Annotated in this window: 22 protein-coding genes and 1 tRNA gene; 7 read left to right on the top strand and 16 right to left on the bottom strand. The window is 62.4% G+C overall.

Annotation, left to right across the window (positions count from 1 at the left end; genetic code table 11):
- Positions 1 to 137: 137 nt before the first annotated feature.
- Both B0G80_RS09300 and B0G80_RS09305 read right to left on the bottom strand, forming a co-directional pair.
- The gene (locus tag B0G80_RS09300) at positions 138 to 821 is read right to left on the bottom strand and encodes a tat (twin-arginine translocation) pathway signal sequence (protein ID WP_116117796.1); all 684 of its coding nucleotides are present in this window, start codon (positions 819 to 821) and stop codon (positions 138 to 140) included.
- Between the two features lie 110 nt (positions 822 to 931).
- Complete coding sequence (locus tag B0G80_RS09305) at positions 932 to 1,330, bottom strand: VOC family protein (protein WP_116117797.1); 399 nt, start codon at positions 1,328 to 1,330, stop codon at positions 932 to 934.
- A gap of 359 nt (positions 1,331 to 1,689) precedes the next feature.
- Between B0G80_RS09305 and B0G80_RS09310 the strand changes: the two genes are divergently transcribed.
- Entirely contained in the window at positions 1,690 to 2,100 is a 411-nt protein-coding gene (locus B0G80_RS09310) for a DUF2000 domain-containing protein (RefSeq protein ID WP_106279245.1), read from the top strand.
- 21 nt (positions 2,101 to 2,121) lie between these two features.
- Here B0G80_RS09310 and B0G80_RS09315 read toward each other — a convergent pair whose 3' ends face one another.
- From B0G80_RS09315 to B0G80_RS09345, 7 genes are all read right to left on the bottom strand, one after another.
- Complete coding sequence (locus tag B0G80_RS09315; protein ID WP_116117798.1) at positions 2,122 to 2,646, bottom strand: Lrp/AsnC family transcriptional regulator; 525 nt, start codon at positions 2,644 to 2,646, stop codon at positions 2,122 to 2,124.
- Positions 2,643 to 4,313, bottom strand: coding sequence for an acyl-CoA synthetase (locus B0G80_RS09320; protein ID WP_116117799.1), 1,671 nt, complete (start codon positions 4,311 to 4,313; stop codon positions 2,643 to 2,645). Before B0G80_RS09320 ends, B0G80_RS09315 begins: the two co-directional genes overlap by 4 nt.
- Positions 4,310 to 5,230: an SDR family oxidoreductase gene (locus B0G80_RS09325; protein WP_116117800.1), complete on the bottom strand. Its 921-nt coding sequence runs from the start codon at positions 5,228 to 5,230 to the stop codon at positions 4,310 to 4,312. The genes B0G80_RS09320 and B0G80_RS09325 overlap by 4 nt, the downstream gene beginning before the upstream one ends.
- 94 nt (positions 5,231 to 5,324) lie before the next feature.
- Positions 5,325 to 6,710: a dicarboxylate/amino acid:cation symporter gene (locus B0G80_RS09330; protein WP_116117801.1), complete on the bottom strand. Its 1,386-nt coding sequence runs from the start codon at positions 6,708 to 6,710 to the stop codon at positions 5,325 to 5,327.
- Positions 6,711 to 6,812: 102 nt separating this feature from the next.
- Positions 6,813 to 7,424: a 3-isopropylmalate dehydratase small subunit gene (gene leuD, locus B0G80_RS09335; protein WP_116117802.1), complete on the bottom strand. Its 612-nt coding sequence runs from the start codon at positions 7,422 to 7,424 to the stop codon at positions 6,813 to 6,815.
- Positions 7,421 to 8,836 carry a 3-isopropylmalate dehydratase large subunit gene (gene leuC / locus B0G80_RS09340; protein WP_116117803.1) on the bottom strand — a complete coding sequence of 472 codons (1,416 nt, stop codon included), beginning with the start codon at positions 8,834 to 8,836 and terminating at the stop codon, positions 7,421 to 7,423. Before leuC ends, leuD begins: the two co-directional genes overlap by 4 nt.
- 17 nt (positions 8,837 to 8,853) lie before the next feature.
- A complete protein-coding gene (locus B0G80_RS09345; RefSeq protein ID WP_116119593.1) occupies positions 8,854 to 9,732 on the bottom strand; it encodes an alpha/beta fold hydrolase in 879 nt (292 codons plus the stop codon).
- Between the two features lie 94 nt (positions 9,733 to 9,826).
- On the opposite strand from B0G80_RS09345, the gene B0G80_RS09350 reads away from it, so the two are divergent.
- Complete coding sequence (locus B0G80_RS09350; protein ID WP_116117804.1) at positions 9,827 to 10,729, top strand: LysR family transcriptional regulator; 903 nt, start codon at positions 9,827 to 9,829, stop codon at positions 10,727 to 10,729.
- A gap of 12 nt (positions 10,730 to 10,741) precedes the next feature.
- Here B0G80_RS09350 and B0G80_RS09355 read toward each other — a convergent pair whose 3' ends face one another.
- Positions 10,742 to 10,933 carry a hypothetical protein gene (locus B0G80_RS09355; protein WP_106279230.1) on the bottom strand — a complete coding sequence of 64 codons (192 nt, stop codon included), beginning with the start codon at positions 10,931 to 10,933 and terminating at the stop codon, positions 10,742 to 10,744.
- Between the two features lie 61 nt (positions 10,934 to 10,994).
- Positions 10,995 to 11,903 (bottom strand): LysR family transcriptional regulator, encoded by a 909-nt coding sequence (locus B0G80_RS09360; RefSeq protein WP_116117805.1) that lies wholly within the window; start codon positions 11,901 to 11,903, stop codon positions 10,995 to 10,997.
- Between the two features lie 141 nt (positions 11,904 to 12,044).
- Between B0G80_RS09360 and B0G80_RS09365 the strand changes: the two genes are divergently transcribed.
- The 3 genes from B0G80_RS09365 to B0G80_RS09375 all read left to right on the top strand — a co-directional run bounded on the left by B0G80_RS09365 (position 12,045) and on the right by B0G80_RS09375 (position 16,601).
- Positions 12,045 to 14,165: a 3-hydroxyacyl-CoA dehydrogenase NAD-binding domain-containing protein gene (locus tag B0G80_RS09365; RefSeq protein WP_116117806.1), complete on the top strand. Its 2,121-nt coding sequence runs from the start codon at positions 12,045 to 12,047 to the stop codon at positions 14,163 to 14,165.
- A gap of 85 nt (positions 14,166 to 14,250) precedes the next feature.
- The gene (locus B0G80_RS09370) at positions 14,251 to 15,459 is read left to right on the top strand and encodes an acyl-CoA dehydrogenase family protein (RefSeq protein ID WP_116117807.1); all 1,209 of its coding nucleotides are present in this window, start codon (positions 14,251 to 14,253) and stop codon (positions 15,457 to 15,459) included.
- Positions 15,460 to 15,470: 11 nt separating this feature from the next.
- Entirely contained in the window at positions 15,471 to 16,601 is a 1,131-nt protein-coding gene (locus B0G80_RS09375; RefSeq protein ID WP_116117808.1) for an acyl-CoA dehydrogenase family protein, read from the top strand.
- A 113-nt stretch (positions 16,602 to 16,714) separates the two neighbouring features.
- Here the strand turns inward: B0G80_RS09375 and bfr are convergent, their stop codons facing one another.
- Positions 16,715 to 17,191 (bottom strand): bacterioferritin, encoded by a 477-nt coding sequence (gene bfr / locus B0G80_RS09380; RefSeq protein ID WP_116117809.1) that lies wholly within the window; start codon positions 17,189 to 17,191, stop codon positions 16,715 to 16,717.
- 707 nt (positions 17,192 to 17,898) lie between these two features.
- Between bfr and B0G80_RS09385 the strand changes: the two genes are divergently transcribed.
- The gene (locus B0G80_RS09385; RefSeq protein WP_116117810.1) at positions 17,899 to 19,698 is read left to right on the top strand and encodes a cytochrome P450; all 1,800 of its coding nucleotides are present in this window, start codon (positions 17,899 to 17,901) and stop codon (positions 19,696 to 19,698) included.
- Between the two features lie 35 nt (positions 19,699 to 19,733).
- On the top strand, positions 19,734 to 20,789 hold the full coding sequence (locus B0G80_RS09390) for a threonine/serine dehydratase (RefSeq protein WP_116117811.1): 1,056 nt from the start codon (positions 19,734 to 19,736) through the stop codon (positions 20,787 to 20,789).
- Positions 20,790 to 20,926: 137 nt separating this feature from the next.
- Here B0G80_RS09390 and B0G80_RS09395 read toward each other — a convergent pair whose 3' ends face one another.
- The 4 genes from B0G80_RS09395 to B0G80_RS09420 form a co-directional block, all read right to left on the bottom strand.
- A complete protein-coding gene (locus tag B0G80_RS09395) occupies positions 20,927 to 21,502 on the bottom strand; it encodes a thioesterase family protein (RefSeq protein ID WP_116117812.1) in 576 nt (191 codons plus the stop codon).
- Positions 21,503 to 22,160: 658 nt separating this feature from the next.
- A tRNA-Pro gene (locus B0G80_RS09410) sits at positions 22,161 to 22,237 on the bottom strand.
- Between the two features lie 63 nt (positions 22,238 to 22,300).
- On the bottom strand, positions 22,301 to 22,714 hold the full coding sequence (locus B0G80_RS09415; protein ID WP_116117814.1) for a MerR family transcriptional regulator: 414 nt from the start codon (positions 22,712 to 22,714) through the stop codon (positions 22,301 to 22,303).
- A gap of 46 nt (positions 22,715 to 22,760) precedes the next feature.
- Positions 22,761 to 23,171: an integration host factor subunit alpha gene (locus tag B0G80_RS09420; RefSeq protein WP_106279208.1), complete on the bottom strand. Its 411-nt coding sequence runs from the start codon at positions 23,169 to 23,171 to the stop codon at positions 22,761 to 22,763.
- Positions 23,172 to 23,214: the final 43 nt, after the last annotated feature.

Raw genomic sequence — 23,214 nt, forward strand, 5'->3', positions numbered from 1 at the left:
CAGCGCTTACTCCCGTCCCATGCAAAGCGGTCGACGAGAGTTAGCGCTAAAGCGCTTACTCCCGTCCCATGAAAAGCGGTCGACGGGAGTTAGCGCTTTAGCGCTTACTCCTGCCCCATGCAACGTTGTCGTCACGATTAGCTATCCGTAGGGATCGGTCCGCTGGCGGCTGCCGGCGGATTAGGCAGCCACGAAAGGCTGTTGAACCCTTTGGTCAGGTAGCCGCCATCGCCTTCCGAAGCGCCGTAGCCGAAGTGCGCATACGCCATGGTGTTGGCGTACAGCGAAACCACCGCGGTGCTGCGTATCGTGTTGAAGAATGGCGTGCCCGCGAGCGCGGCGACATCCTTGGCCTGCTCCGCGGGCGCACGCTTGAGCCAGTCGGAACCCGCTTGCGTGTCGAGTTGTCTGACGCCGTCCGCGAGTTGCTGACGCACCGCCGGATCGGCTTTCGCTTTCGCGTCGAGGTCCTTCACCACCAGCGCGTAGACCGCGTTGTCGAGCGTGGGGTGCTGATAGATCTGCCGCGTGAAGGCCAGAATCACTTCACCCTGGTGCGTGTCGAGACCTTGCAGTTCGAGGGCCCACGCGCGGCTCGGCGCGAGCGTCGACAGTACCGACGAGAACGCCAGCGTGCCCATCAGCACACCCGTGCCTCTCAAAAGCTCGCGACGCGTGAGCGGAAGCCGCAACGCCGCCGCGGCAGCCTTCGCCGCGCGATGCTCGCCGCCGTGCTCATGCGTGTATTCGTGCGCGTGTTCGTGAGGATGCTCATGCCGTGCGTGATCGGACGCGACGATCGGTATGACCGTTGTCTTCATGGTTGTCTCCTGTCGACCAGAGTCGGCGCTTCAGCGCCTTATCCCGGTCCCATCCAAGATGGTTGCTTGTGGGGTATTGCAACTACGCGGCGGCCGCCGGATTACTTTGGCTATTGATAGTGGCCGTGGCGTTCCAACACTTCGATCTTGTAGCCGTCAGGGTCCTGAATGAAAAAATATCGTGCCAGCAACTCGCCGTCGTCGTTGTGAAACTCGCGCAGATCGTTGGGCGTCATGCCGAGATCGAGTAGACGCTGCCGTTCGTGTTTCGCATCGTCGACTACGAAAGCGACGTGGCCGTAGCCGTCGCCATGCGAATACGGTTCCTCGCGGCCTTTGTTCCAGGTCAGTTCTATTTCGGCGTCGGCTTCGGCGTTGCGCAAATAAGCGAGCGTGAAGTCCGGAAAATCGAGCCGGTGCGATACGTCGAAATTGAAAGCCTTTTGATAGAACGCGAGCGAGCGCGGCAGATCCTGCACACGGATCATCGTGTGGATGAGTTTGGCCATCGGTGTCCCCTCCTGTTTGAATCAAGTTTAGGAGGACGCACGTGCGAGTGGTAATGCACGGCTAAATCGCGCCAGGGACTTGCCCTATGTTGCAGCAGCGTCGCTTGCAGGGATTTCGCTCGCGCGTCGACGGCGCGAACATTGATGGACGTGGCGCCCACTCAGGTTGCATTGCAGCACGCCGGCCCGTTCAAGCGAGCATGGCCGAATGGCATTAGGCAAAACCCGACGTCGACGTAACGCCCACGCCCATCCACTGAAGCGCATTCGTTTTTGCCTCACGGCCATACACAGATGCGCCGAGTTTCCATAAGGTCGGGTTCGGATGTCTTTCTAAATGCCGTGGAGCGTAGTGCGTTATGGAATTCGATACGAAAGTCGCGATCATCGTGCTGGACGATCTCGCTGTCTGGCAAAAACTCAATGTGACCGCGTTTCTCGCGACGGGGATCGCCGGCGCCGCACCGGAAGCGATGGGCGAGCCGTACGAGGACGCGGCGGGCCGCCGGCACGCGCCGCTGCTCGGCCAGCCGATGATGGTGTATCAGGCGGACAACGCGGGTTTGCTGCGCGCGTTTCGCCAGGGCATTGAACGCGAATTGACGCGCGCGGTGTATGTGCGCGCGATGTTCGCGACCGGCCACGATCAGGCGAACCGTGAAGTATTCCGTGCCGAACCCGCCGATGCGCCCGACCTCGTCGGCATTGCCGTGCGCGGGCCGAAGAAGGCGGTCGATAAAGCCGTGAAAGGTCTCTCACTGCATGCGTGACACGCCGCGCGGCTAGCGCGTTCAGAGTTCAGGACTTGGGCCGCGCTCCAGATAAGTGGTCAGCGCGATATAGCTGCGCGTGCCGGTAAAGCCTTCGATCGCGTGAATACGCGCGAGCAGTTGTTCGAGCGATTGCGTGTCGCGCGTGCGGACCTTGAGCAACATTGCGCTCTCGCCCGTCACGGTATGAATCTCCTCGACGTCGGGCAGTTCCTGCAGCGCCAGCAGTTGCCGCGTCACCGCCCAGCTCGTCGTATCGACATGCACGAACGCAAGCAACGGGCGATTCAGCCTCGCGCCGTCGAGCGCGGCAACCGTGGCCTTGATCACGCCTTCCTTCTTCAAACGCCGGGTACGTTCGTGGACCGCGGGCGCCGACAGGAACAGCAGCTTGCCGAGTTCCGCATAAGTGCGCGTGGCGTCTTCGGCGAGCAGTGCGAGCAGCTTGCGGTCGGTATCGTCGAGCGAGGCCGGGCCCGGTTGACTGCCCGGCGTCCGGAGCGCCCTGCCGCTGCGCGTGGAAGGTGAGCGCGGACCCATGCTCATGGTTTTGCGGCGGAATCGTTACCTTCTTGTGCGAGTCCCTCGCGCAAGGCTTTGCGGATCACCTTGCCGGTCGGCGTCAACGGCAGGCTGTCGACAAAGCGGATCTCGCGCGGATATTCGTGCGCGGCAAGGCGCGTTTTGACGTGATGCTGGATCTCGCGCACGAGCGCCTCGTCGCCGACAAAACCGGCCTTGAGCACCACGAACGCCATCACGATCTCGGTGCGCTCGGGATCCGGCGCGCCGATCACGGCCGCCATCGAAACTGCCGGATGACGCAGCAGCGAATCTTCGATCGAAGCCGGTCCGATTCGATAACCGGCGCTCGTGATCACGTCGTCGCCACGGCCGACGAAGCGGATGAAACCGTCCGCGTCGCGCGTGCCGAGGTCGCCAGTCAGCAGAAACTTGCCGCGGAATTTTTCGCGCGTGGCCGCCTCGTTGCCCCAGTAGCCGAGGAACATGACGGGATCGGGCGCGGCCACCGCGATATCGCCGATTGCGCCGATTGCGCCTTGAGGCAGTTCATTGCCGTCCATGTCGACGATCGCGACATGATGCCCGGGCACCGCGCGGCCGATCGCGCCGAAGCGCGGCTCGAACAGCGCCGCGCACGAGGACACCACCACGTTGCACTCCGTCTGCCCGTAGAACTCGTTGATCGTCACGCGCAGCGCCTTGCGGCCCCAGCCGATCAATTCCTCGCCGAGCGATTCGCCGCCGCTTGCCACCGAGCGCAATGCGAGGCTCCAGCGTTCGGGATGCTCGACGCCGCGCATCATCTTCAGAGCGGTCGGCGGCAAGAATGTATGCGAGACCGCGTGACGTGCCATCAGATCGAACGCGGCCTCGCCGTCGAATTTCGCAAAGCGGCGCGCCAGCACCGCGACGCCGTGATGCCACGACGGCAACAGCACGTCGAACAGGCCGCCGATCCACGCCCAGTCCGCGGGCGTCCACATGAGCGTGGCGTGCGCGGGAAAGCCCTGCTGCGACATCTCGACGCCCGGCAGATGACCCAGCAACACGCGATGCCCATGCAGCGCGCCCTTCGGCTTGCCGGTCGTGCCCGACGTGTAGATGATCACCGCGGGATCGTCGGCGCCCGTGTCGGCGGGAGTGAAGCTCGCGGGCGCGCTGTTCAGCGCCTGCCAGAATGAATGCACGGGCGCTTGCGGATCGCCGTTGTCCTGATCGATATCCACGCTGAAGACATGGCGCAATGCCGGCAGCGCCGCGCGGATTTCGTCGACCTTCCGCGCGCCGGCGTAGTCGGTGATCAATGCCACCGCACCACTGTCGCCGAGCCGGTGTTCGATCGCGTCGACGCCGAACAGCGCGAAGAGCGGCACGGCCACCATGCCGGCCTTGTAGGCGGCGAGATGCGCGAGCGCCGTTTCGATCGATTGCGACAGAAAGATGCCGATGCGGTCGCCGCGTTGCGCGCCCGCCGCCAGCAGCGCATTGGCAAAGCGATCGGACAGCGCCTTCAACTGGTCGAACGTATACCGGGTGGCGTTGCCCTCGGCGTCCTCGTAGATCAGCGCGAGGCGGCCCGAACCGTCGGCCCATTTGTCGCATACATCGACACCGATGTTGTAGCGCGCCGGGATATCCCAGGCGAAGTTTGCCGCGAGCGACTCGTAGGTCTGGCCGTCGAGATTCATCCTGTTTGCTCCTGCAAGCCCGTCGGCGGTTGATAGCGCGGGAAGCCGTTATATTCGATCGTACGCTGCGCTTTAGCGAGCGGCCAAGAATGGCGCGCGTTCGGCACGCCGCCGTCGACACGGATCACCGTGCCGTTGATAAACGCCGACGCCTCCGACAACAGAAAGACCGCCGCGCCGGCGAGTTCCGATTCCGTGCCGAAACGCTGCAACGGCACCTTGTGCTTCAGCGTGCGCAGCAGCGCCTGGTACTCTTCGTTGTAGCTGTCCATGCCCGCCGACGCAATCCAGCCGGGCGCGACCGCATTGACTCTAACGCCGGCGTGGCCCCATTCGCAGGCGGCCGTTTCGGTGAAGTTCCATACGCCCGCACGAGCCGCGCCCGAGTGCCCCATGCCAGGCATGCCGCCCCAGATGTCCGCCAGCATGTTCACGATCGCGCCGCCGTGATGCTGCATCCATTGGGTATAGCACTCGCGGGACATCAGAAACGTGCCGTGCAGATTGTTGCGCACGACCGCGTCCCAACCGTTGAGGGAGATCTTTTCGAGCCTCGCGGGGAATTGGCCGCCTGCACAGTTGAAGAGGCCGTCCACGTGGCCCAGATCCGTGATGATCGAAGTGATCGTCTCACGAACCTGCTGCTCGTTGCGGATGTCGCAGGAGTAAACCTTGTGGCCGTTGCCGGAGGACGGATGATCCGTGGCCAGTTCGGCCTGCACCGCTTTCAGCTTGTCTTCGCTTCGGCCGACCAGCGCCAGGGTCGCCCCCAAGGACGCCAGTTCGTGAGCGGTGCATCGGCCAAGTCCGCTGCCCGCGCCGGTGACGATCACCACCTTGCCGGAGAAAAGACCTTCGCGGAAAACTGAACGATAGCCGCTGGATGGCGGCGAGGTACTCGACGAAGCTGCGGGCATTCGGGTGTCTCCTTCACGAACTGCGCTTTCGATGTTTTCTGAGTTTAGCTCAAGTTTTGTTCGCGCGTTGTTGCCGTCCTCAAATTTATTTCCCTCATTTCGTGCTTGATATTTCATTAATTTTTGAGCGAGACTCAACTCCGGCCCACTCGACTTCCCGCGCGGCAGCCACCGTCGTGCGTTCATCGAGCGCGCCGGCCGGATCGGCGACCGGCCGCGAACGTGGCCGCGCCAACGCCGCCCTCAGCTTGTCCCGATCCAGTTCCTTCTCCCACGCCGCAATCACAATCGACGCCACGCCGTTGCCCATCGTATTGGTCAGCGCCCGGCACTCGGACATGAACCTGTCGATGCCGAGAATCAGCACCATCGCCGTCACCGGCACAGTCGGCACCACGGAAAGACTCGCAGCCAGCGTGATGAACCCTGCCCCCGTGACGCCCGTCGAACCCTTGGACGTCAGCATCGTCACCGCCAGCAGCGTGATTTCCTGAGCGATCGTCAAATGCGTGTTGGTGGCCTGCGCGAGAAACAGCACCGCGAGCGTCATGTAGATATTGGTGCCGTCGAGATTGAACGAGTAGCCGGTCGGCACCACGAGACCGACAATGCCGCGCGAGCAGCCGAGCCGCTCCAGCTTCTCCATCAGTTGCGGCAGCGCGGCTTCCGACGTGGAAGTGCCGAGCACGATCAGCAACTCATCCTTGATATAGACGACGAAGCGCCACAAGCTGAAACCGCATGCTCGCGCAATCAGACCAAGGCCGCACGAGACGAACAGAAACGCGGTCAGATAGAACGTGCCGATCAGTTTCACCATCGGCAGCAAGGAGACGATGCCGTATTTGCCGATCGTGAACGCGATCGCACCGAACGCGCCGATCGGCGCGAGGCTGGTGATCATCCGCACGATGCGGAAGAACGTTTTAGACAGCAGGTCGATCAGACCGATCAGCGGTTTGGCGGGTTCGCCCAGCACCGCGAGCGCGGTGCCGAACAACATTGCGATCAGCAGCACCGGCAGAATATCGCCCTGCGTGAAAGCGCCGGCGAACGTATCGGGAATGATGTGCATGAAGAAGCCCGCGAGCCCTTCGCCGTGTGCGGCTTGCGCGGCATAACTCGCGATCGCGCCGGCATCGAGCGTGGCGCGATCGACGTTGAAGCCGATGCCCGGTTTCAGCACATGCGCGGCGAGCAGACCGATCGCCAGTGCGAGCGTCGACACCACCTCGAAATACAGCAAGGCCTTGCCGCCCACGCGCCCGACTTTGCGCATGTCGTGCATGCTGGCAATACCGGTCACGACCGTGCAGAAAATCACCGGGCTGATGATCATGCGCACGAGTTTGATGAAGGCATCGCCGAGCGGTTTCATCGCCACGGCGTCCGCTGGCAGAAAATGCCCCAGCGCCACGCCGATGATGATCGCCACGATCACCTGCACATACAGCACTTTGTAGAGCGGTTTGCGTTTCATGTCTCCTCCGTTTTGACAGGCAAAGCGTGTCCCTTCCCTTCTGTCGGGGAATGGGTCACGCGCGGTTAGCGTTGAGTGGCGACCTGGATGTCGCCAAGGGTGTTACAACACGGCGGCCCAGCTATGCCGCGCGAAATGGTCTCGCTCGAATGCTTCGATGTCATGCAACGAAGCGAGCGTCAGATCGATGGTGTCCATGCCTTCGACCACCATCTGTTTATGGCGAGCGCCTAGTGGAAACGCAAACACGCGTCCCGTGGCTGACGTCACCGTTTGCCGTTGGATGTCGATATGCAGCGGCGCTGCGGGTTGCGTTGCCGCGTCATGCAACAGGACGTCGATGTCATCGCGTTCAAGTTGCACGAGCAGCAGACGGTTGTTCATCGCGTTCGAATAGAAGATCTCCGCGAAGCTCGGCGCGATGACCGCCTCGAAATCGGCTTGCTGAAGTCCCCACACCGCGTGCTCGCGGCTCGACCCGCAGCCGAAGTTCGAGCCGCCGATCAGAATGCGCGCGCCACGATACTCCGCCAGATTCAACACGCAGTCGCTACGCGGCTCGCCTTGCGCGTCGAAACGCAAGTCATACCGCAAGCCTTCCTTGAGCCCCGCCTTGTCGATAATGCGCAGAAACTGCTTCGGCATGATCTGATCGGTATCCAGGTTTTCGATTGGCAAAGGCGCGGCGGCGCCGTAGATTTCGGTAAGTCTCATGACTGCGTCTCCAGCGTGCGGACGTCGGTGATGCGTCCGGTCAATGCGGCCGCCGCGGCCATCGCGGGGCTCATCAGGTGAGTACGGCCGCCACGGCCCTGGCGTCCTTCGAAGTTGCGGTTGGTGGTCGAGGCACACCGTTCGTCGAGCGTCAGAAAATCGTCGTTCATCGCCAGACACATCGAGCAGCCCGGCTCGCGCCATTCGAAGCCGGCCTCGCGCAATGTCGCCGCGATGCCTTCGGTTTCCGCCTGGCGGCGCACGCTGCCCGAGCCGGGCACGACCATCGCGCGCACGCCCTGCGCTACGTGGCGCCCCGCGACGATCGACGCGACGATGCGCAGGTCTTCAATGCGTCCATTGGTGCAGGAGCCGATGAACACGCGATCGATCGGTGTGCCCGCAATCGGCTGATCCGCTTCGAGGCCGATATAGTCAAGCGCGCGGCGCAACGCGGCGGCGGCTTCCGGTGTCTTTTGCGTGGCCGCGGCGGGAATCAGTTCGTCGACGGCGATGGCCTGGTCGGGACTCGTGCCCCACGTGACGAACGGCGCGATATCGCGCGCATCGAAACGATGCTCGCTATCGAAGCGCGCGCCCGGGTCCGATTTCAGTTCGCGCCAGTCGCTCATCGCCGCTTGCCACGCGGTTTCATCGAGCGACGTTGCGTGTGCGCGGATGTAGTCGAACGTGGTGGCATCGGGTGCGATCAGCGCGGCGCGCGCGCCCGCTTCGACGGTCATGTTGCACAAGGTCATGCGTGCTTCCGCCGACAGCGACGCGATGGTCGATCCAGCGAATTCCACCGCATAGCCGCGCGCGCCCTGCGCGCCGATGCGGCTGATGATCCACAGAATCAGATCCTTCGACGACGTGCCATACGGCATCGCGCCCTCGATCGTGATGCGCATGGTCTGCGCGACGCGATAGACCAGCGTCTGCGTGGCGAGCACATGCTCGACCTCGGACGTGCCGATGCCGAATCCCAAAGCGCCAAGCGCGCCATACGTCGTTGTATGACTATCACCGCACAGCACGACCATGCCCGGCCGAACCAGCCCACGCTCGGGCGCGACGATATGTTCGATGCCTTGCAGCGGATCGTTCGCCGCATGCAACGCGATGCCGGCCTCCGCGCAATTGCGCGCCAGGTTGTTCGCGAGCAGCAACGACGCGGCATCGCGAATCACACGCGGCGATTCCGCGTGCGTCGGAATGATGTGACTGACCACTGCGAGTTGCTGCTTCGGCCGGCGCACGCGCCGCGTTTTCGCGGCCAGCGCGCTGAACGCTTGCGGGCTGGTGTATTCGTTCATCAGATGCAGATCGACGTACAGCAGCACGTTCTGTTCATCCACACGCGTCACGACATGCGAATCGACCGGCTTCTGGTAAAGGGTTCGTGTTGACATGATGAAGGCCCGCGCGACTAGAACTGCAGAAACGGAAGGACGCGTTCGAGCAATAACCCGGGCGCTTCCTCGGGAATGTAGTGGCCGCACGGCAGCGCTTCGCCGCTCACATTGGCCGACCACTTCCGCCATTCGGCGAGGGGCTCGAAGCATTGTTCGATGACGCCTTGCGCGCCCCACAGCGCCAGGAAATCGCATTCGATCTTCCGCCCTTCAGCGAGCGACGCGCGGTCGTGTTCGAGGTCGATCGTGATGCTCGCGCGGTAGTCCTCGCAGATGCCGTGCGCGGTGCCGGGGTCGCTCAGGCAGCGCAGATATTCGGCGTAGGCCGCGTCGGTGAATGGCGCGAGGCCGGCGCTGCGCGCGCCGATGGTCTGCTTCAGATAGAGGTCGGGATCCGCGCGAATCAACGTCTCGGGAAACGGCGCGGGACGCACGAGAAAGAACCAGTGCCAGTAAGCGCGCGCGAAATCGAACGAGGTCTGTTCGTACATCGCAAGGGTCGGCGCGACGTCGAGCGTCACAAGCCGGGTCACGGTTTGCGGATGATCGAGCGCCATGCGGGCGGCCACCCGTCCGCCGCGATCGTGGCCGATCACGGCGAAGCGGTCGAAACCTTGCGCACGCATCAGCGCGACCTGATCGGCGGCCATGCGCCGTTTCGAATAGTTGGCGTGGTCGTGTGTGCCCTGCGGTTTGCCGCTGTCGCCGTAGCCGCGCAAATCCGCGGCGATCAGCGTGAAGTGCTGCGCCAACCTCGGTGCGACCTTGTGCCAGATCGCGTGAGTTTGTGGATGCCCATGCAGCAGCAGCAAAGCCGGCCCGTTGCCGCCGCGTATCGCGTTGATGCGGATGCCATCGACCTCGGCCGACGCGTCTGTGAAACCTGCAAACATCATTGCCTCCCATGTTTGAATGAAGTCTAATTGATGCCTGCAACGATATGGTTTCTATCAGGGCAATCCGGAATTAACTTTTAGGAACGAATCGATGGACGGCTTTTCCGACCTCAATCTGTTCGCGCTGGTGGCGCGCCATCGCAATCTCGCCGCGGCCGCGCGCGAACTCGGCGTCACGCCGCCGTCCATCAGCAAGCGGCTCGCGCAACTCGAACAGCGTCTCGGCGTGCGCCTCGTGAACCGCACCACGCGGCGCGTGAGCCTGACGGCGGAGGGCGAGATTTATCTGGCGAATGGCTCGCGCATCCTCGACGACCTCGCCGAACTCGAGCAGCTGGTCACGCAGAGTCGCGCTGAGCCGACCGGTCTGTTGCGCGTGAATGCGTCGTTCGGTTTCGGCCGCGCGCACATCGCCCCGGCGATTTCGCGTTTCAGCGAGCGGTTCCCGTCGATGAAGATTCAACTGCATCTGACGGACCGGCCGGTCAGCTTGCAGGAAGAAGGCTTCGATCTCGGGATTCGTTTCGGCGAAGTGCCGGATGCGCGCATCAACGCGCGCTTGCTGCTGAAGAACCAGCGCGTCGTGTGTGCGTCGCCGGCTTATGTGAAGCGGCACGGCGCACCGCAAATGCCGCACGATCTCACGCGCCATGCCTGCCTCGTCTTACGCGAAAACGAATCGGCGTACGGCACGTGGCATTTTTCGCGCGGCAAGAAATCGGAGACGGTAAAGGTGGACGGTCCGTTGAGCAGCAACGACGGCAGCTCCGTGCTGAAGTGGGCGCTCGACGGCCGCGGCGTGGCCGTACGCTCGGCGTGGGAAATCGCGGGCCATCTACGGCGCGGCGAACTGGTGCCGCTTCTCTCCGACTGGGCGCTGCCGAACGCGGACATTCACGCCATCTATCTGGAGCGGCACCGTTTGTCGGCCAAGCTGAGGACGTTTATTGATTTTCTCGGCGACGAGTTGCGCGAGAGCGTACAGGCCGCATAGCGAGACGTGTGTTCACCCTGCCCGCTTATTGCGCTGTTGGGCCCGGCTAGCGCGCCAGCGCAGCACTAAGCTGATGAGCGCGGCAAAGGCGGCAGTCGCGACGTAACCGGCGAGACGAATCGCATCTTCGCCCGGTAGGCGCGAGATCAACAGAACGACTACGGCGAGTGCCAGCACGGCTAGAAGTCCGATGATCCATTTCATCTCTTGTCTCCGCTCTTTTTGCGTAGCATACCTGCGCGAGATGCAAGATGAACCTCGTCGTTTACGCGGGCAAACCTCTGCCCGTGCCATGCGCCTGCTGCAAAATGAAATCAATGAACGTCGACGCCGCGCGCGTGTGATGCCGGTTCGGCATATACAGCATGTACATGTGCGTGCCGAAGATGCTTAAGCGCCACTCGTCGAGCGCGGTGAGCACGTCGCCGCGGCGCAGATCGTCCTGCACCACATAATCCGGCACGAGGCCCACGCCGAGTCCCGCAAGCACCGCCTGGCGCAAGAACAGAAAGTTCTCGGAGATGATGCTCGGCTCCAGCAGCACTTCATGCCGTTCGTCGCGCAAATAAGCGGCTACCCGCAACTGCCGGCCGACCACCGCCGCGGTAATGAGCGGCGCTGTACGCAGATCGTCGAGCCGCTGCGGCATGCCGTGCCTGTCCGCAAAATCCGGCGACGCGCATGCCACATACCGCACCGGCCCCATGTCGCGCGCGACGAGGTTTTGCGGCGGCTCGGACATCACGCGCACGGCGATATCGACTTCGTCGCGCATCAGGTCTTCGACGCGGTTCTCGAACATCACATCCAGCACGATGCCCGGATAAAGCCGCTTGAACGCGATCAGCCAGTCCGACATGACGAGTTGCCCGTAACCGCTCGGCACGCTCAGCCGCACGCGCCCTTGCAGACTTTGCCCGAGCGTGGTGACGGATTCGCGCGCGGCGAGCAGCGCGTTCTGGATCGTGCGGCCATGTTCGTAGAGTTGCAGACCGATCTCGGTCGGTTCGACCCGGCGCGTGGTGCGCCTCACCAGTTGCAGCCCGATGGAACGCTCCAGCTGATTCAGGTGGTAGCTCACGTTCGCGCGGCTCATTTTCAGCCGACGCGCGGCCTCGCTGAGATTGCCCGCGTCCAGAATGTCCACCAGCAGGGCCAGCGAATTGACGTCCATGGCGGCGCCTTTGTCAAAGAAACTTTGACAGTCTGTCAACCGCCCATGTAATTGTCAATAAACCTTGACCGACTCACAATCGGGACGGTTCGCCAGACCCGGCATGCTTTGCCATGCGACCCACCACAATCAGGAGACGCCATGACCCCCAACCCTTCGGCCGATGTTGTCACGCGCGAATTGCGCGGCAAGGTGCTGCTCGTGACGATCGACCACGCGCCCGTCAACGCGTTATCCGCCGACGTGCGGCGCGGCCTGCTCGCCGCCGTCGAAGCCGCGGATGCCGACACGGTCGTGGAGGCCGTGCTGATCCTCGGCGCGGGGCGCAATTTCATCGCCGGCGCGGACATTCGCGAGTTCGGCAAGCCGCCGGTGCCACCCTCGCTGCCGGACGTGTGCAACCGCATCGAGGCGTGCACGAAGCCGGTAATCGCTGCGATTCATGGCGCGGCGCTCGGCGGCGGTCTGGAAGTGGCGCTCGCGGCCCATTACCGGATTGCCGTCGACGGCGCGAAGCTCGGCTTACCTGAAGTGCAACTCGGCCTGTTGCCGGGCGCGGGCGGCACGCAGCGCACCCCGCGTTTGATCGGCGCGCAGGCCGCGCTCGATCTGATTCTGAGCGGCCGCCACGCCAGCGCGAAGGAAGCGCTCGCGTTCGGTCTGATCGACCGTCTCGGCAACAGCGACGACATCCTCGCCGAAGGGCTCGCCTATGTGCACGAGTTGCTGGCCGCCCACGCGTCCGTGCGCCGCACGCGCGACGCGTCGGCACTCAGCGAGCGCGCCGCGAGTCTCGCCGCCGTGGCCACGGCGCGGGCGGAAACCGCGAAGAAATCGCGCGGCCTGTTCTCGCCGCTGAAAATCGTCGACGCAGTCGAGGCCGCCATCGAACAGCCCTTCGACGACGGTCTGCGGCTCGAACGTAAGCTGTTCCTCGAATGTATCGACAGCCCGCAGCGCGCCGGTCTGATTCACGCGTTCTTTGCCGAGCGCGAAGTGCTCAAGGCGCCGGAAACGCGCGACGCCAAACCACGCGGGCTGAACACGATCGGCGTGGTGGGCGGCGGCACGATGGGCGCGGGCATCGCCGTCGCGGTGCTCGACGCGGGCTTGCCGGTGACGATGATCGAACGCGACGACGCGTCGCTCGCACGCGGCCGCGCGCACATCGAAAAAGTCTACGACGGCCTGATCGCCAAAGGCCGCCTGAGCGTGGAAAAGAAAGCGGCGCTCATGGCGCGCTGGAGCGGCAGCACGTCGTACGATGCGCTCGCCGGCGCCGACCTCGTGATCGAAGCCGTATTCGAAGACCTCGCCGTCAAACAGGCCGTATTCGCCGAACTCGATCGCGTCTGCAAAGCGGGCGCGGTGCTCGCGACCAATACCTCGTATCTCGACATCGACGCGATCGCGTCGAGCATTTCGCGTCCCGCCGACGTGATCGGCCTGCACTTCTTCTCGCCCGCCAACATCATGAAGCTGCTGGAAGTGGTGGTGCCGAAGCAGGTCAGCGCCGACGTGGTCGCCACCGCGTTCGAGCTGGCGAAAAAGTTGCGCAAGACGCCGGTGCGCGCGGGCGTGTGCGACGGCTTTATCGGCAACCGCGTGCTCGCTGTGTATCGCAGCGCCGCGGACGCCATGATGGAAGACGGCGCCTCGCCCTATCAGATCGACGCGGCCGTGCGCGCGTTCGGCTTTCCGATGGGACCGTTTCAGGTGGTCGATCTGGCGGGCGGCGACATCGGCTGGGCGGCACGCAAACGGCGCGCGGCCACGCGTAATCCCGCAGCGCGTTATGTGCAGATCGCCGACCGTCTGTGCGAGCGCGGCTGGTTCGGTCAGAAGACCGGACGCGGCTTCTATCTGTACCCCGAAGGATCGCGCAGCGGCACACCCGACCCGGAAGTCGAAGCGATCATCGACGCCGAACGCGTGCGCGCCGGCATCACGCCGCGTAGTTTCACTGACGATGAGATCATCCGCCGCTACATGGCCGCGATGATCAACGAAGGCGCCAACGTCGTGCATGAACGCATCGCGCTGCGGCCGTTGGACGTCGACGTGACGTTCCTGTACGGCTACGGCTTCCCGCGCTATCGCGGCGGTCCGATGAAATATGCGGACATGGTTGGCTTGCCGAAAATCCTCGCCGACATCCGCGAGTTCGCCCAAGAAGACCCCCTCTTTTGGAAGCCCTCGCCGCTACTGGTCGAACTGGTGGAACGCGGCGCAGATTTCGCGAGCCTGAACCAGAGCGTCTGAAACGGCGCATCATCATCGACGTGCATCACGCTGACCGGACGCGCGCGTGCGCGCCGGTCGCTCAACCCAATTCGGAACACCCGCCATGGATCTGAACTTCACTCCCGAGGAAGAAGCCTTCCGCGCCGACGTGCAGGCCTTTCTGCGCGACAAGCTCCCGCAACGTCTCGCCGACAAGGTGCAAGGCGGCCGCCGTCTCACGCGCGACGACATGGCCGAGTGGCACGCCATTCTCAACGCGCAAGGCTGGCTCGCCAATCACTGGCCTAAAGAGTACGGCGGCCCGGGTTGGAACGCGGTGCAAAAATTCATCTTCGAAAACGAATGCGCGCTGGCCGGCGCGCCGCGCGTGGTGCCGTTCGGCGTCAACATGCTCGGCCCGGTGCTGATCAAATACGGCAGCGAAGCGCAAAAGCGCCATTGGCTGCCGCGTATTCTGGACGGCTCGGACTGGTGGTGCCAAGGCTATTCGGAACCGGGCGCCGGCTCCGATCTCGCGTCGGTCAAAACCACCGCCGTGCGCGGCATCGACGCGCAGGGCGAGCACTACATCGTCAATGGACAGAAGACATGGACCACGCTCGGCCACTACGCGAACATGATCTTTTGCCTCGTGCGCAGCGCCACCGACGTGCGCAAACAGGAAGGCATCAGCTTCCTGCTGATCGACATGAAGACGCCGGGCGTCGAAGTGCGCCCGATCATCACGCTCGACGGCGAGCACGAAGTCAACGAAGTGTTTTTCACCGACGTGCGCGTGCCGGTCGAGAACCTCGTCGGCGAAGAGAACAAGGGTTGGACCTACGCCAAGTATCTGCTCACGTATGAGCGCACCAATATCGCGGGCGTCGGCTTCTCGGTGGCCGCGTTCAATCGCCTGCGCAAGATCGCCGCGAAACAGCGGCGCAACGGCCGGCCGCTCGCGGAAGACCCCGCGTTCGCCGCGCGCATGGCGCGCGTCGAGATCGATCTGGAGAACATGAAGACCACCAACCTGCGCGTGATCGCGGCAGTGGCGGGCGGCGGCGTGCCCGGCGCTGAAAGTTCGATGCTGAAGATTCGCGGCACGGAGATCCGTCAGGAAATCTCGTCGCTTACGCGGCGCGCGATGGGTGCCTACGCGCAGCCGTTCATCGAGGAAGCCTTGCATGACGGCTTCGACGGTACGCCCGTCGGCCCGGACGAAGCCGCGAGCGCCGCGTCGCTGTATTTCAACAATCGCAAGCTGTCGATCTTCGGCGGCTCGAACGAAATCCAGAAGAACATCATTTCCAAAATGATCCTGGGACTGTAAGGGCGCACGTCATGAATTTCCAGCACACCGAAGACCGCCGCATGCTGGCGGATACGCTGAACCGTTTTGTCAGCGAGCAGTACGGTTTCGCGACGCGCGACCGGATCGCTCAGTCTGACCAGGGCTATAGCAGCGACTTGTGGAGCCGCTTTGCCGAGCTCGGCATTATCGGCGCACTGTTCGATGAAGCGGACGGCGGTTTCGGCGGCGGCGGTTTCGATATCGCGGTGGTGTTCGAGAGCTTGGGCCGTGGTCTCGTGGTCGAGCCGTTTCTCGATACGTTGATCGTCGGCCGCGCCATTGCACGCAGCGCCAACGAAGCGCAGAAGGTCGCGCTCGCAGAATTGATCCACGGCTCGCGGATCGTCGCGCTCGCGCACGGCGAACCGGACAGCCACTATGAGCTATCCCGCGTGACGACGCGCGCGGAGCGAAGCGGCGCTACGTGGCGACTGAACGGAGCCAAGGCCGTGGTTCAGCACGGCGAGCACGCTTCGCTTTTTCTGGTCTCGGCACGCACCAGCGGTGATGACGATAGCGAAGCAGGCGTGACGCTCTTTCTCGTGCCGCGCGATACGCCCGGTGTCGGCGTGCGTGGCTATCGCAAGATCGACGGCGGCCGCGCTGCCGAAGTGACCTTCGACAACGTCACGCTGAACGACGGCGCATTGCTCGGCACGATGGACGCGGGCTTCGCGACACTCGAATACGCGATTAGCTGCGGCGTGCTCGCGCTGTGTTCCGAAGCCGTCGGCGCAATGGATGTCGCCAAAGACTACACGCTCGAGTATCTGCGCACGCGCAAACAGTTCGGCGTGCCGATCGGCAGCTTTCAGGCGTTGCAGCATCGCATGGCCGATCTGCTGCTGGAGATCGAGCAGGGCCGCTCGGCTGTGATCAACGCCGCGGCGGCCCTCGGCGCCGAGCGCAAGGTGCGGGAGCGCGCGGTATCGGCGGCCAAGTACAGCATTGGGCGAATCGGCGCGCTAGTCGCGGAAGAATGCATTCAGTTGCATGGCGGTATCGGCATGACGTGGGAGCTGCCGCTCGCTCACTACGCGAAGCGCCTCGTGATGATCGATCATCAACTCGGCGACGAGGACCATCATCTCGAACGATTCGTCGCGCTAGGCCGCGAATGAGACGCCCACCGAGCGGCCATTTCCAGCCGGTCGCCTCTCGATGAGGCGGTTGACGCTCAACCCGGTCCGCCGGCGTTCAGTTCGTTGTCTGTCGGACATTTGCCAAAGCGAACTCACTCCGGCGAGTCCATGCCCGATTGCAGATAGTTCTGAATTCCGACCTTGTTGATCAATTCAAGATTCGTCTCGAGCCAGTCGATATGTTCCTCGGTGTCGTCGAGAATATGGGTCAGGATCTCCCGCGAGATGAAGTCGCGAACCGATTCGCAATAGACGATGGCCTCCTTGCAGGTGGCCTGCGAAATCTGTTCCAGCTTGAGATCGCACTCCATGATCTCTTTGGTTTCTTCGCCGATTAGCAGCTTGTGGAGGTCTTGCAGATTCGGCAGGCCGTTCAACAGGAAGATGCGTTCGATCAGCAGATCGGCATGCTTCATCTCGCCGATGGATTCGTCATATTCATGCTTGCCGAGCTTGACGAACCCCCAATGCTTGTACATGCGCGCATGCAGGAAATACTGATTGATCGCGGAGAGTTCGTTCTTCAGTTGCGAGTTCAGATATTCCAGGACCTTCGGGTCGCCTTGCATATTACCTCCGTGTTTCGTGTGCGAAGCCCCCGGCGCCGGCGAAGGACGATGGATCGGGCAGGATCTTCAGTGGCATTGCACCAACACCGAACCTGCCTCGCGTCTTGTATTTTTGGCCGTTACCCCAGCATAGCGCATCGAACTGGCGGGACAAAAAATGAGAATCGTTACCAACGCCTGACGGCAGGCTGGCGCCGGTACAGACGACGCATGGCAAGCGCCATGCCACCGGCAGCGCAGGTTTCTTGCCACCAGGGCGGCCGCCGATGCGATCCGCGCAATGCGCTGCAGAGTTCGTAGTGCGCAGAAAGACTCCCGACTCTGGCAAACGCCCGCAACCTGGCAATCGAAAGCGAGGTCGCCGAGGCGCCGAAAAGGCGGCACGACACTAGATAGCGTGCTTGGCTCCAATCGATAAACGACTAGTATGGTTGGGTGAGCGCCCTCCTCGGACCTCGGGGAGTACAGCATGGATCGCGACTTGTCTGTCGCACGGACCCGGCACAGAATCCGCCCCGATGCCCGCTCACGACGCCAATTAAATGCGGTGCGCAGTGACATGAATGCGCCCGCTTCCTCACGCCGCGCAAGAACCTGGTTGCACGTTGCAACGCAAAAGCGTTCGCCGTCGACAAGACGCCGGAGCCTCTCTTGTGTTCACTCGATCGACGAAAAACGATGCCTGCCCGGCGCGAAGGAGCGACAAAATGAACGCGAGTCTTCAGGCAGTGCGTTCGGGTTCCCCGGACACGGTAGTGATAGCGCGCACGAAAGAACTTGAAGACGACGGCATCAAGGCGGCGAACGTCGACGGAATCGATCTGATCGTTCTTCGCCACAGTCACGCCATTTCGATTTTTCAGGGACGCTGCCCGCATCAAGGCACTCTCCTGTCCGAAGGCACAGTCAAAGACGGTGTGCTCACCTGCCGGGCACACAGTTGGCAGTTCGACTGCTCGTCAGGCTGCAACCAGGGACCGGTCAGTTCGAATCTGAAGCGCTTCGACGCAATCGTCGAGGACGGCGAAGTTAAAGTCGATCGCAACGAGCTGCGCGCGTGGAATGCGCAGCGCGCTGTCCCGGCTGGGACAATGCCGTGCCGCGAATCTCCGGTGAGATCGCTTGCCCAGCTTCCCGGCCCAAAGCGCGTTCCGTTTCTCGGCAATACGCTGCAACTACGTCCCGAGAAGCTGCACCTCGTCCTCGAACAGTGGTCCAGAGAATTCGGCCCTGTGTACACGTTCAGATTGATCGGCCGCCCGTTCGTTGCGATCGCCGATCCGATTCTCATCAGTCAAGTCTTGCGCGATCGCCCCGGCGCCTATCGCCGCTGGAACGTGATCGAAACCGTTGCGCGCGAACTGGGTATCAACGGCGTTTTCTCCATGGAAGGCGAGGCCTGGCGACGGCAACGGCAACTCGTCGCCAAGGCACTGGATCCTCTGCATCTGCGTGCCTTCTTTCCGCTGCTCTGCGAGATGACACGTCGGTTGCTGCAACGCTGGGAGAAAGCGAATCGCGATCAGCAATCCATTGATATCCAGAAGGATCTGATGCGATACACGGTGGACGTCACCACCAATCTCGCGTTCGGATACGACATGGACACCATCGAGAGCGAGGGCGACGTGATCCAGCGCCACCTCGAAGTCGTGTTCCCGATGATCAACCGGCGCATCAACGCGCCCTTCCCCTATTGGCACTACGTCAAGCTGCCCGCCGACAAGACGCTCGATCGCGCGTTGATTGCGGTTCAGGCGCTCACGAAGGACCTGATCGCCGCCAACCGCGCGCGGCTCGCGCAGCGCTCGGAGACGGACGCGATGCCCACGAATCTGCTCGAGGCGTTGCTCATGGCGCAACAGGAAGGAGAAGCGCCGCTGACAGACGACGAAGTGCTGGCCAATGTGTTCACCATCCTGCTGGCCGGACAGGACACGACGGCGAACACCATCGCCTGGGTGGCGTACTTCATGGCGTCTTTACCAGACGTCCAGCGAAAAATGCAGGAAGAAGTCGATGCCGTTATCGGATCCGCGGCCATGCTCGAAGATTTTGACGCGGGCGATGCGCTCCTCTATCTGAACGCGGTCATCAGCGAGTCCATGCGGCTCAAATCCGTTACGCCCGTTCTCGCAGTCGAGCCGAATTACGACGTGCAAGTGGGCGACATTGCCATCCCGAAGGGCGCGGTGCTGTCGCTATTGACGCGCGAGGCGGGTTTGCAGCAAGGTGGCCATTCGAGGGCCGACCTCTTTGATCCGGAGCGCTGGCTGACCGGCGAGAGTGCCGCCAGCCATCATCGGGCGGGGTTCATGCCGTTCGGCTCGGGACCGCGTTTGTGTCCGGGACGCAGCCTCGCCTTGATGGAAGTGAGATCGGCCGTCGCCATGCTGTGCCGCAACTTCGATCTGATGCTGGTGAACGACGCCGCCGAGGTGGAGGAAGTGTTCGCGTTTTCGATGGTGCCGCGAAACCTGCGCATCGAATTGCGTCGGCGTGGCTAGTCGAACCTTCCGGTGAATACGAAAGCGAGGACATCATGCGCTTTCCTGGCATTCTGCATCATGCGCGCGCGTCTTTCGGGAATGGTGTCGGATCGGGCTATCTCGGCGAGGTATCCCGAGCCGATATCGAGCGCGCATCGGAGACGATCCGGGGAACCGTCGTCCGCACACCGCTGTTGCCCTACGCCGCTGCCACGGATCGAAGCGTGTTTCTCAAACCGGAGAACCTTCAGCCACGAGGATCGTTCAAGATACGCTGCGCGCTGAATGCGGTATCGAGCCTTACGGCCGCTCAACTGACGAACGGTGTCTATACGGCGAGCACCGGCAACTTCGCGCTTGGCGTGACGGAAGCGACGAGGGTTCGCGGCGCGGACGTCAGAGTGTATGTCACCGATACCGCAGCAAGGAGCAAAATCGAGGCGCTTCGCTCGCTGGGCGCTGAGGTGATCAAAGTGCCCTACGAAAGATGGTGGGCAATACTGTGCGGTGAAATACCGCCCGGCGAAACCGGCACATTTCTGCATCCTTGTGCGTGTCGCGATGTGATCGTCGGCGACGCGTCGATCGGACAGGAGATACTGGAAGACCTGCCGGATGTCGACGTGATCCTCGTGCCCTTCGGCGGCGGCGGGTTGATCATGGGTACTGCGCTGGCGTGCGCGCATTGGGACTCGCGCGCGAAATTGTATGCGTGCGAAAGCGAAGCGGCGGCACCGTTCTATTCTTCTCTTGCGGCCGGCGCTATCGTTGAGGTACCTGTCGACTCGACGCCCATGATCGCGGGCATCGGCGTCTCGACCGTGCTCGACGCGAATTGGCCATACCTCAATGCGTTGGTGGACGGCGTCATTGTGTCAACGCTTGAGGACACGGCCGAAGCTATCCGCTGTCTGGCGAAGCACAATCATCTTGTCGTCGAAGGCGCGGGCGCGGTTGCGCTTGCCGCGGCCCTCCACCCTTATTTTGCCGGTAAGCGCATTGCCGCTGTGCTAACTGGAGGCGGCATCGATATGCATGTTCTGGCTTCAGTGCTGGCTGGCGACCGGTCGGCGTATCTCATGCCGTCGCAGCTTCGTAACTATGAATAGAACATCACTTCGCCGCAAGCGCATACGGAAGTGCAAGCGCGGCTGGCGCTCCTAATGATCGATTGGGCGCGTGGTATCAGTAGTTCGTTCAGGATGCCGTTTGATGCGGGCGCGCCTGGACCCACACGACAGAGTGCTTACCGACGCGTGACGGCGCTCGCATCCTGTTGGCCTGGAACAGAAGAACCCGACGGAAACACCATCCCTCCTTCGGCCTCACTCCAACGCGCGACCCATTCGGGCAACGCCGGCGATGACTGCGTCACGCCGGACAGTTGCATCAACTCGGCAGTAGTCACGACACCGCCGCTTCGCTTCAGAAAGCGTGCCCGCACGATGGCCAGCGCCACTTGCGCATTGTCACGCACGAACCCTTGTTCGATGAAGATGTACTTGTCGTCCCAGCCGATCACGCGGGTCCGGACGTCATAGCGATTGCCGAGTTCGAGCGAGCGGTGAAAACGCATCGTTTCCAGCGTGACAACCGGATACCAGCGCTGTGCCTTCAATTGACGCCACAAGCCGCTGCGCATCATCAGATCGACGCGTGCCAGATCGAGAATCGTGAAATAACGGCCGTTGTTCATGTGAAGCAACACATCTAGGTCATTCAACCAGACGCGAAACGGCGTGACGCACGTATCGAGCACATGCAGCCGGCTGCGGCGCCGGCTGGTGAATATCAGAAGCAACAAACGAAGTAGCAGACTCATGCGAAAACCCGTTGATCAAGACGCGCCGCACGCGGCGGGCAAGCGTGCATGGTAGACGCGCGGATCAAGAACGGCATGCAGGTGATGGGCAAATCTGTAGAGCGCTTATTCGAAAACGAGCGGCTGCGATCGAGCCGCTGGTCGTAGACTCGCGCACCGGCTTGCTCGAGATCGAACGAGCCGAGCCCAGACCTCTCAGCGCCCTTCCGCCGAATGGTTCATTGGCCGCGTTGCAGCAGAACGCAAAGCCACGGTAACGCACGTGCGTCGGAAAAATTTCCGTTAGAAATCGCGGCAGCGTACCGTCGTTCATCGGCAACAATGCGCCGAAAGCAATCTGGATCATCAAGATGGTCGCGAGATGCCGGATGATCCACGCGTCATCATAACGGCGTTTAGGTCTGCGGCCGGCAAGAGGATAGTCGTCGCCGAGCGGCTGTGCGAGAAGAGGGTCGGTCGCGCTTCAGTGCAGGCCCTGATGTCCAGCCTACCTGGCGTGAAGCAGTGTCACGTTGTCGCGTGCGAGAGGCTTGGGCCGGAGTGGTACGCGGCTCAAATGATGTGATCGTGATAGCGCGACGAACGATCGCAGCCTTGCCGCGGTGGCGGCCAAAAACGAAAAAGCCGCGACGCCTTTAGGCGTGCGGCTTTTTAATCTTGGTCGGGGCGAGAGGATTTGAACCTCCGACCACCTGCACCCCATGCAGGTACGCTACCAGGCTGCGCTACGCCCCGAACAGCTAAAAATTATAACAGACACTTCATTCGATTAGAACCGCCTTCTGTTAACAAAGGCGGCTAGTGCCCCAACAAATCGATTACGTGCAGCAATTCCTTACGCAACTGCTCGACGTCTACCGTGGTGGCGGCTGTGGTTGCCGCCGGCACCGCAGCACCCTCGCCTTCCTCGATCGCACCGCCCGGCGCACCGTGCGCTCCACCGCCATGTGAATCGAGCCGGTTGCGCGCGCCGTTGATCGTAAAGCCCTGTTCGTACAACAACTCGCGAATCCGCCGGATCAACAGCACCTCGTGATGCTGGTAGTAGCGACGGTTGCCACGCCGCTTGACCGGCCTCAACTGCGTGAACTCCTGTTCCCAGTAGCGCAAGACATGCGGTTTCACGCCGCATAGTTCGCTGACCTCACCAATCGTGAAGTAACGCTTCGCCGGAATCGGAGGCAAGACGACTTTTTCGATCGTCGCTGTCATCGTCAGTTAGCCGTCGTGGTGGGTTGCGCAGGAACGCGCCAGTCGATTAGCGCGTGAAGCTCGCGTCAGCGCCGTTCTCAACCAGTGCTTTCAGCTTTTGACTTGCATGGAACGTCACAACGCGACGCGCGGCGATCGGAATCGCCTCGCCGGTCTTCGGGTTTCTGCCGGGACGCTGGGGTTTGTCGCGCAACTGGAAGTTGCCGAACCCCGACAGCTTCACGCTGTCGCCACTCTCCAGCGCGTCGCGGATCACCTCGAAAAACGCTTCGACCATGTCTTTCGCTTCCCGCTTGTTGAGCCCGACATTGTCGAACAGCAACTCAGCAAGTTCCGCCTTGGTGAGCGTCGGCGTTTCAGTGGAAACGACGGCGGGTGATGTCGGAATTTCGCGAATCATGGCGCTACGCTGCGCCGTAAGAAGGGCTTCGAAATCACTCGAGTTCATTTCATTCATATCTATCAAATGGCGCGCCAAGCGGAAAACAATGGATGCGGAT

Origin of the sequence: Paraburkholderia sp. BL6669N2 (assembly GCF_003387275.1) — a bacterium.
Taxonomy (GTDB): Bacteria; Pseudomonadota; Gammaproteobacteria; order Burkholderiales; family Burkholderiaceae; genus Paraburkholderia.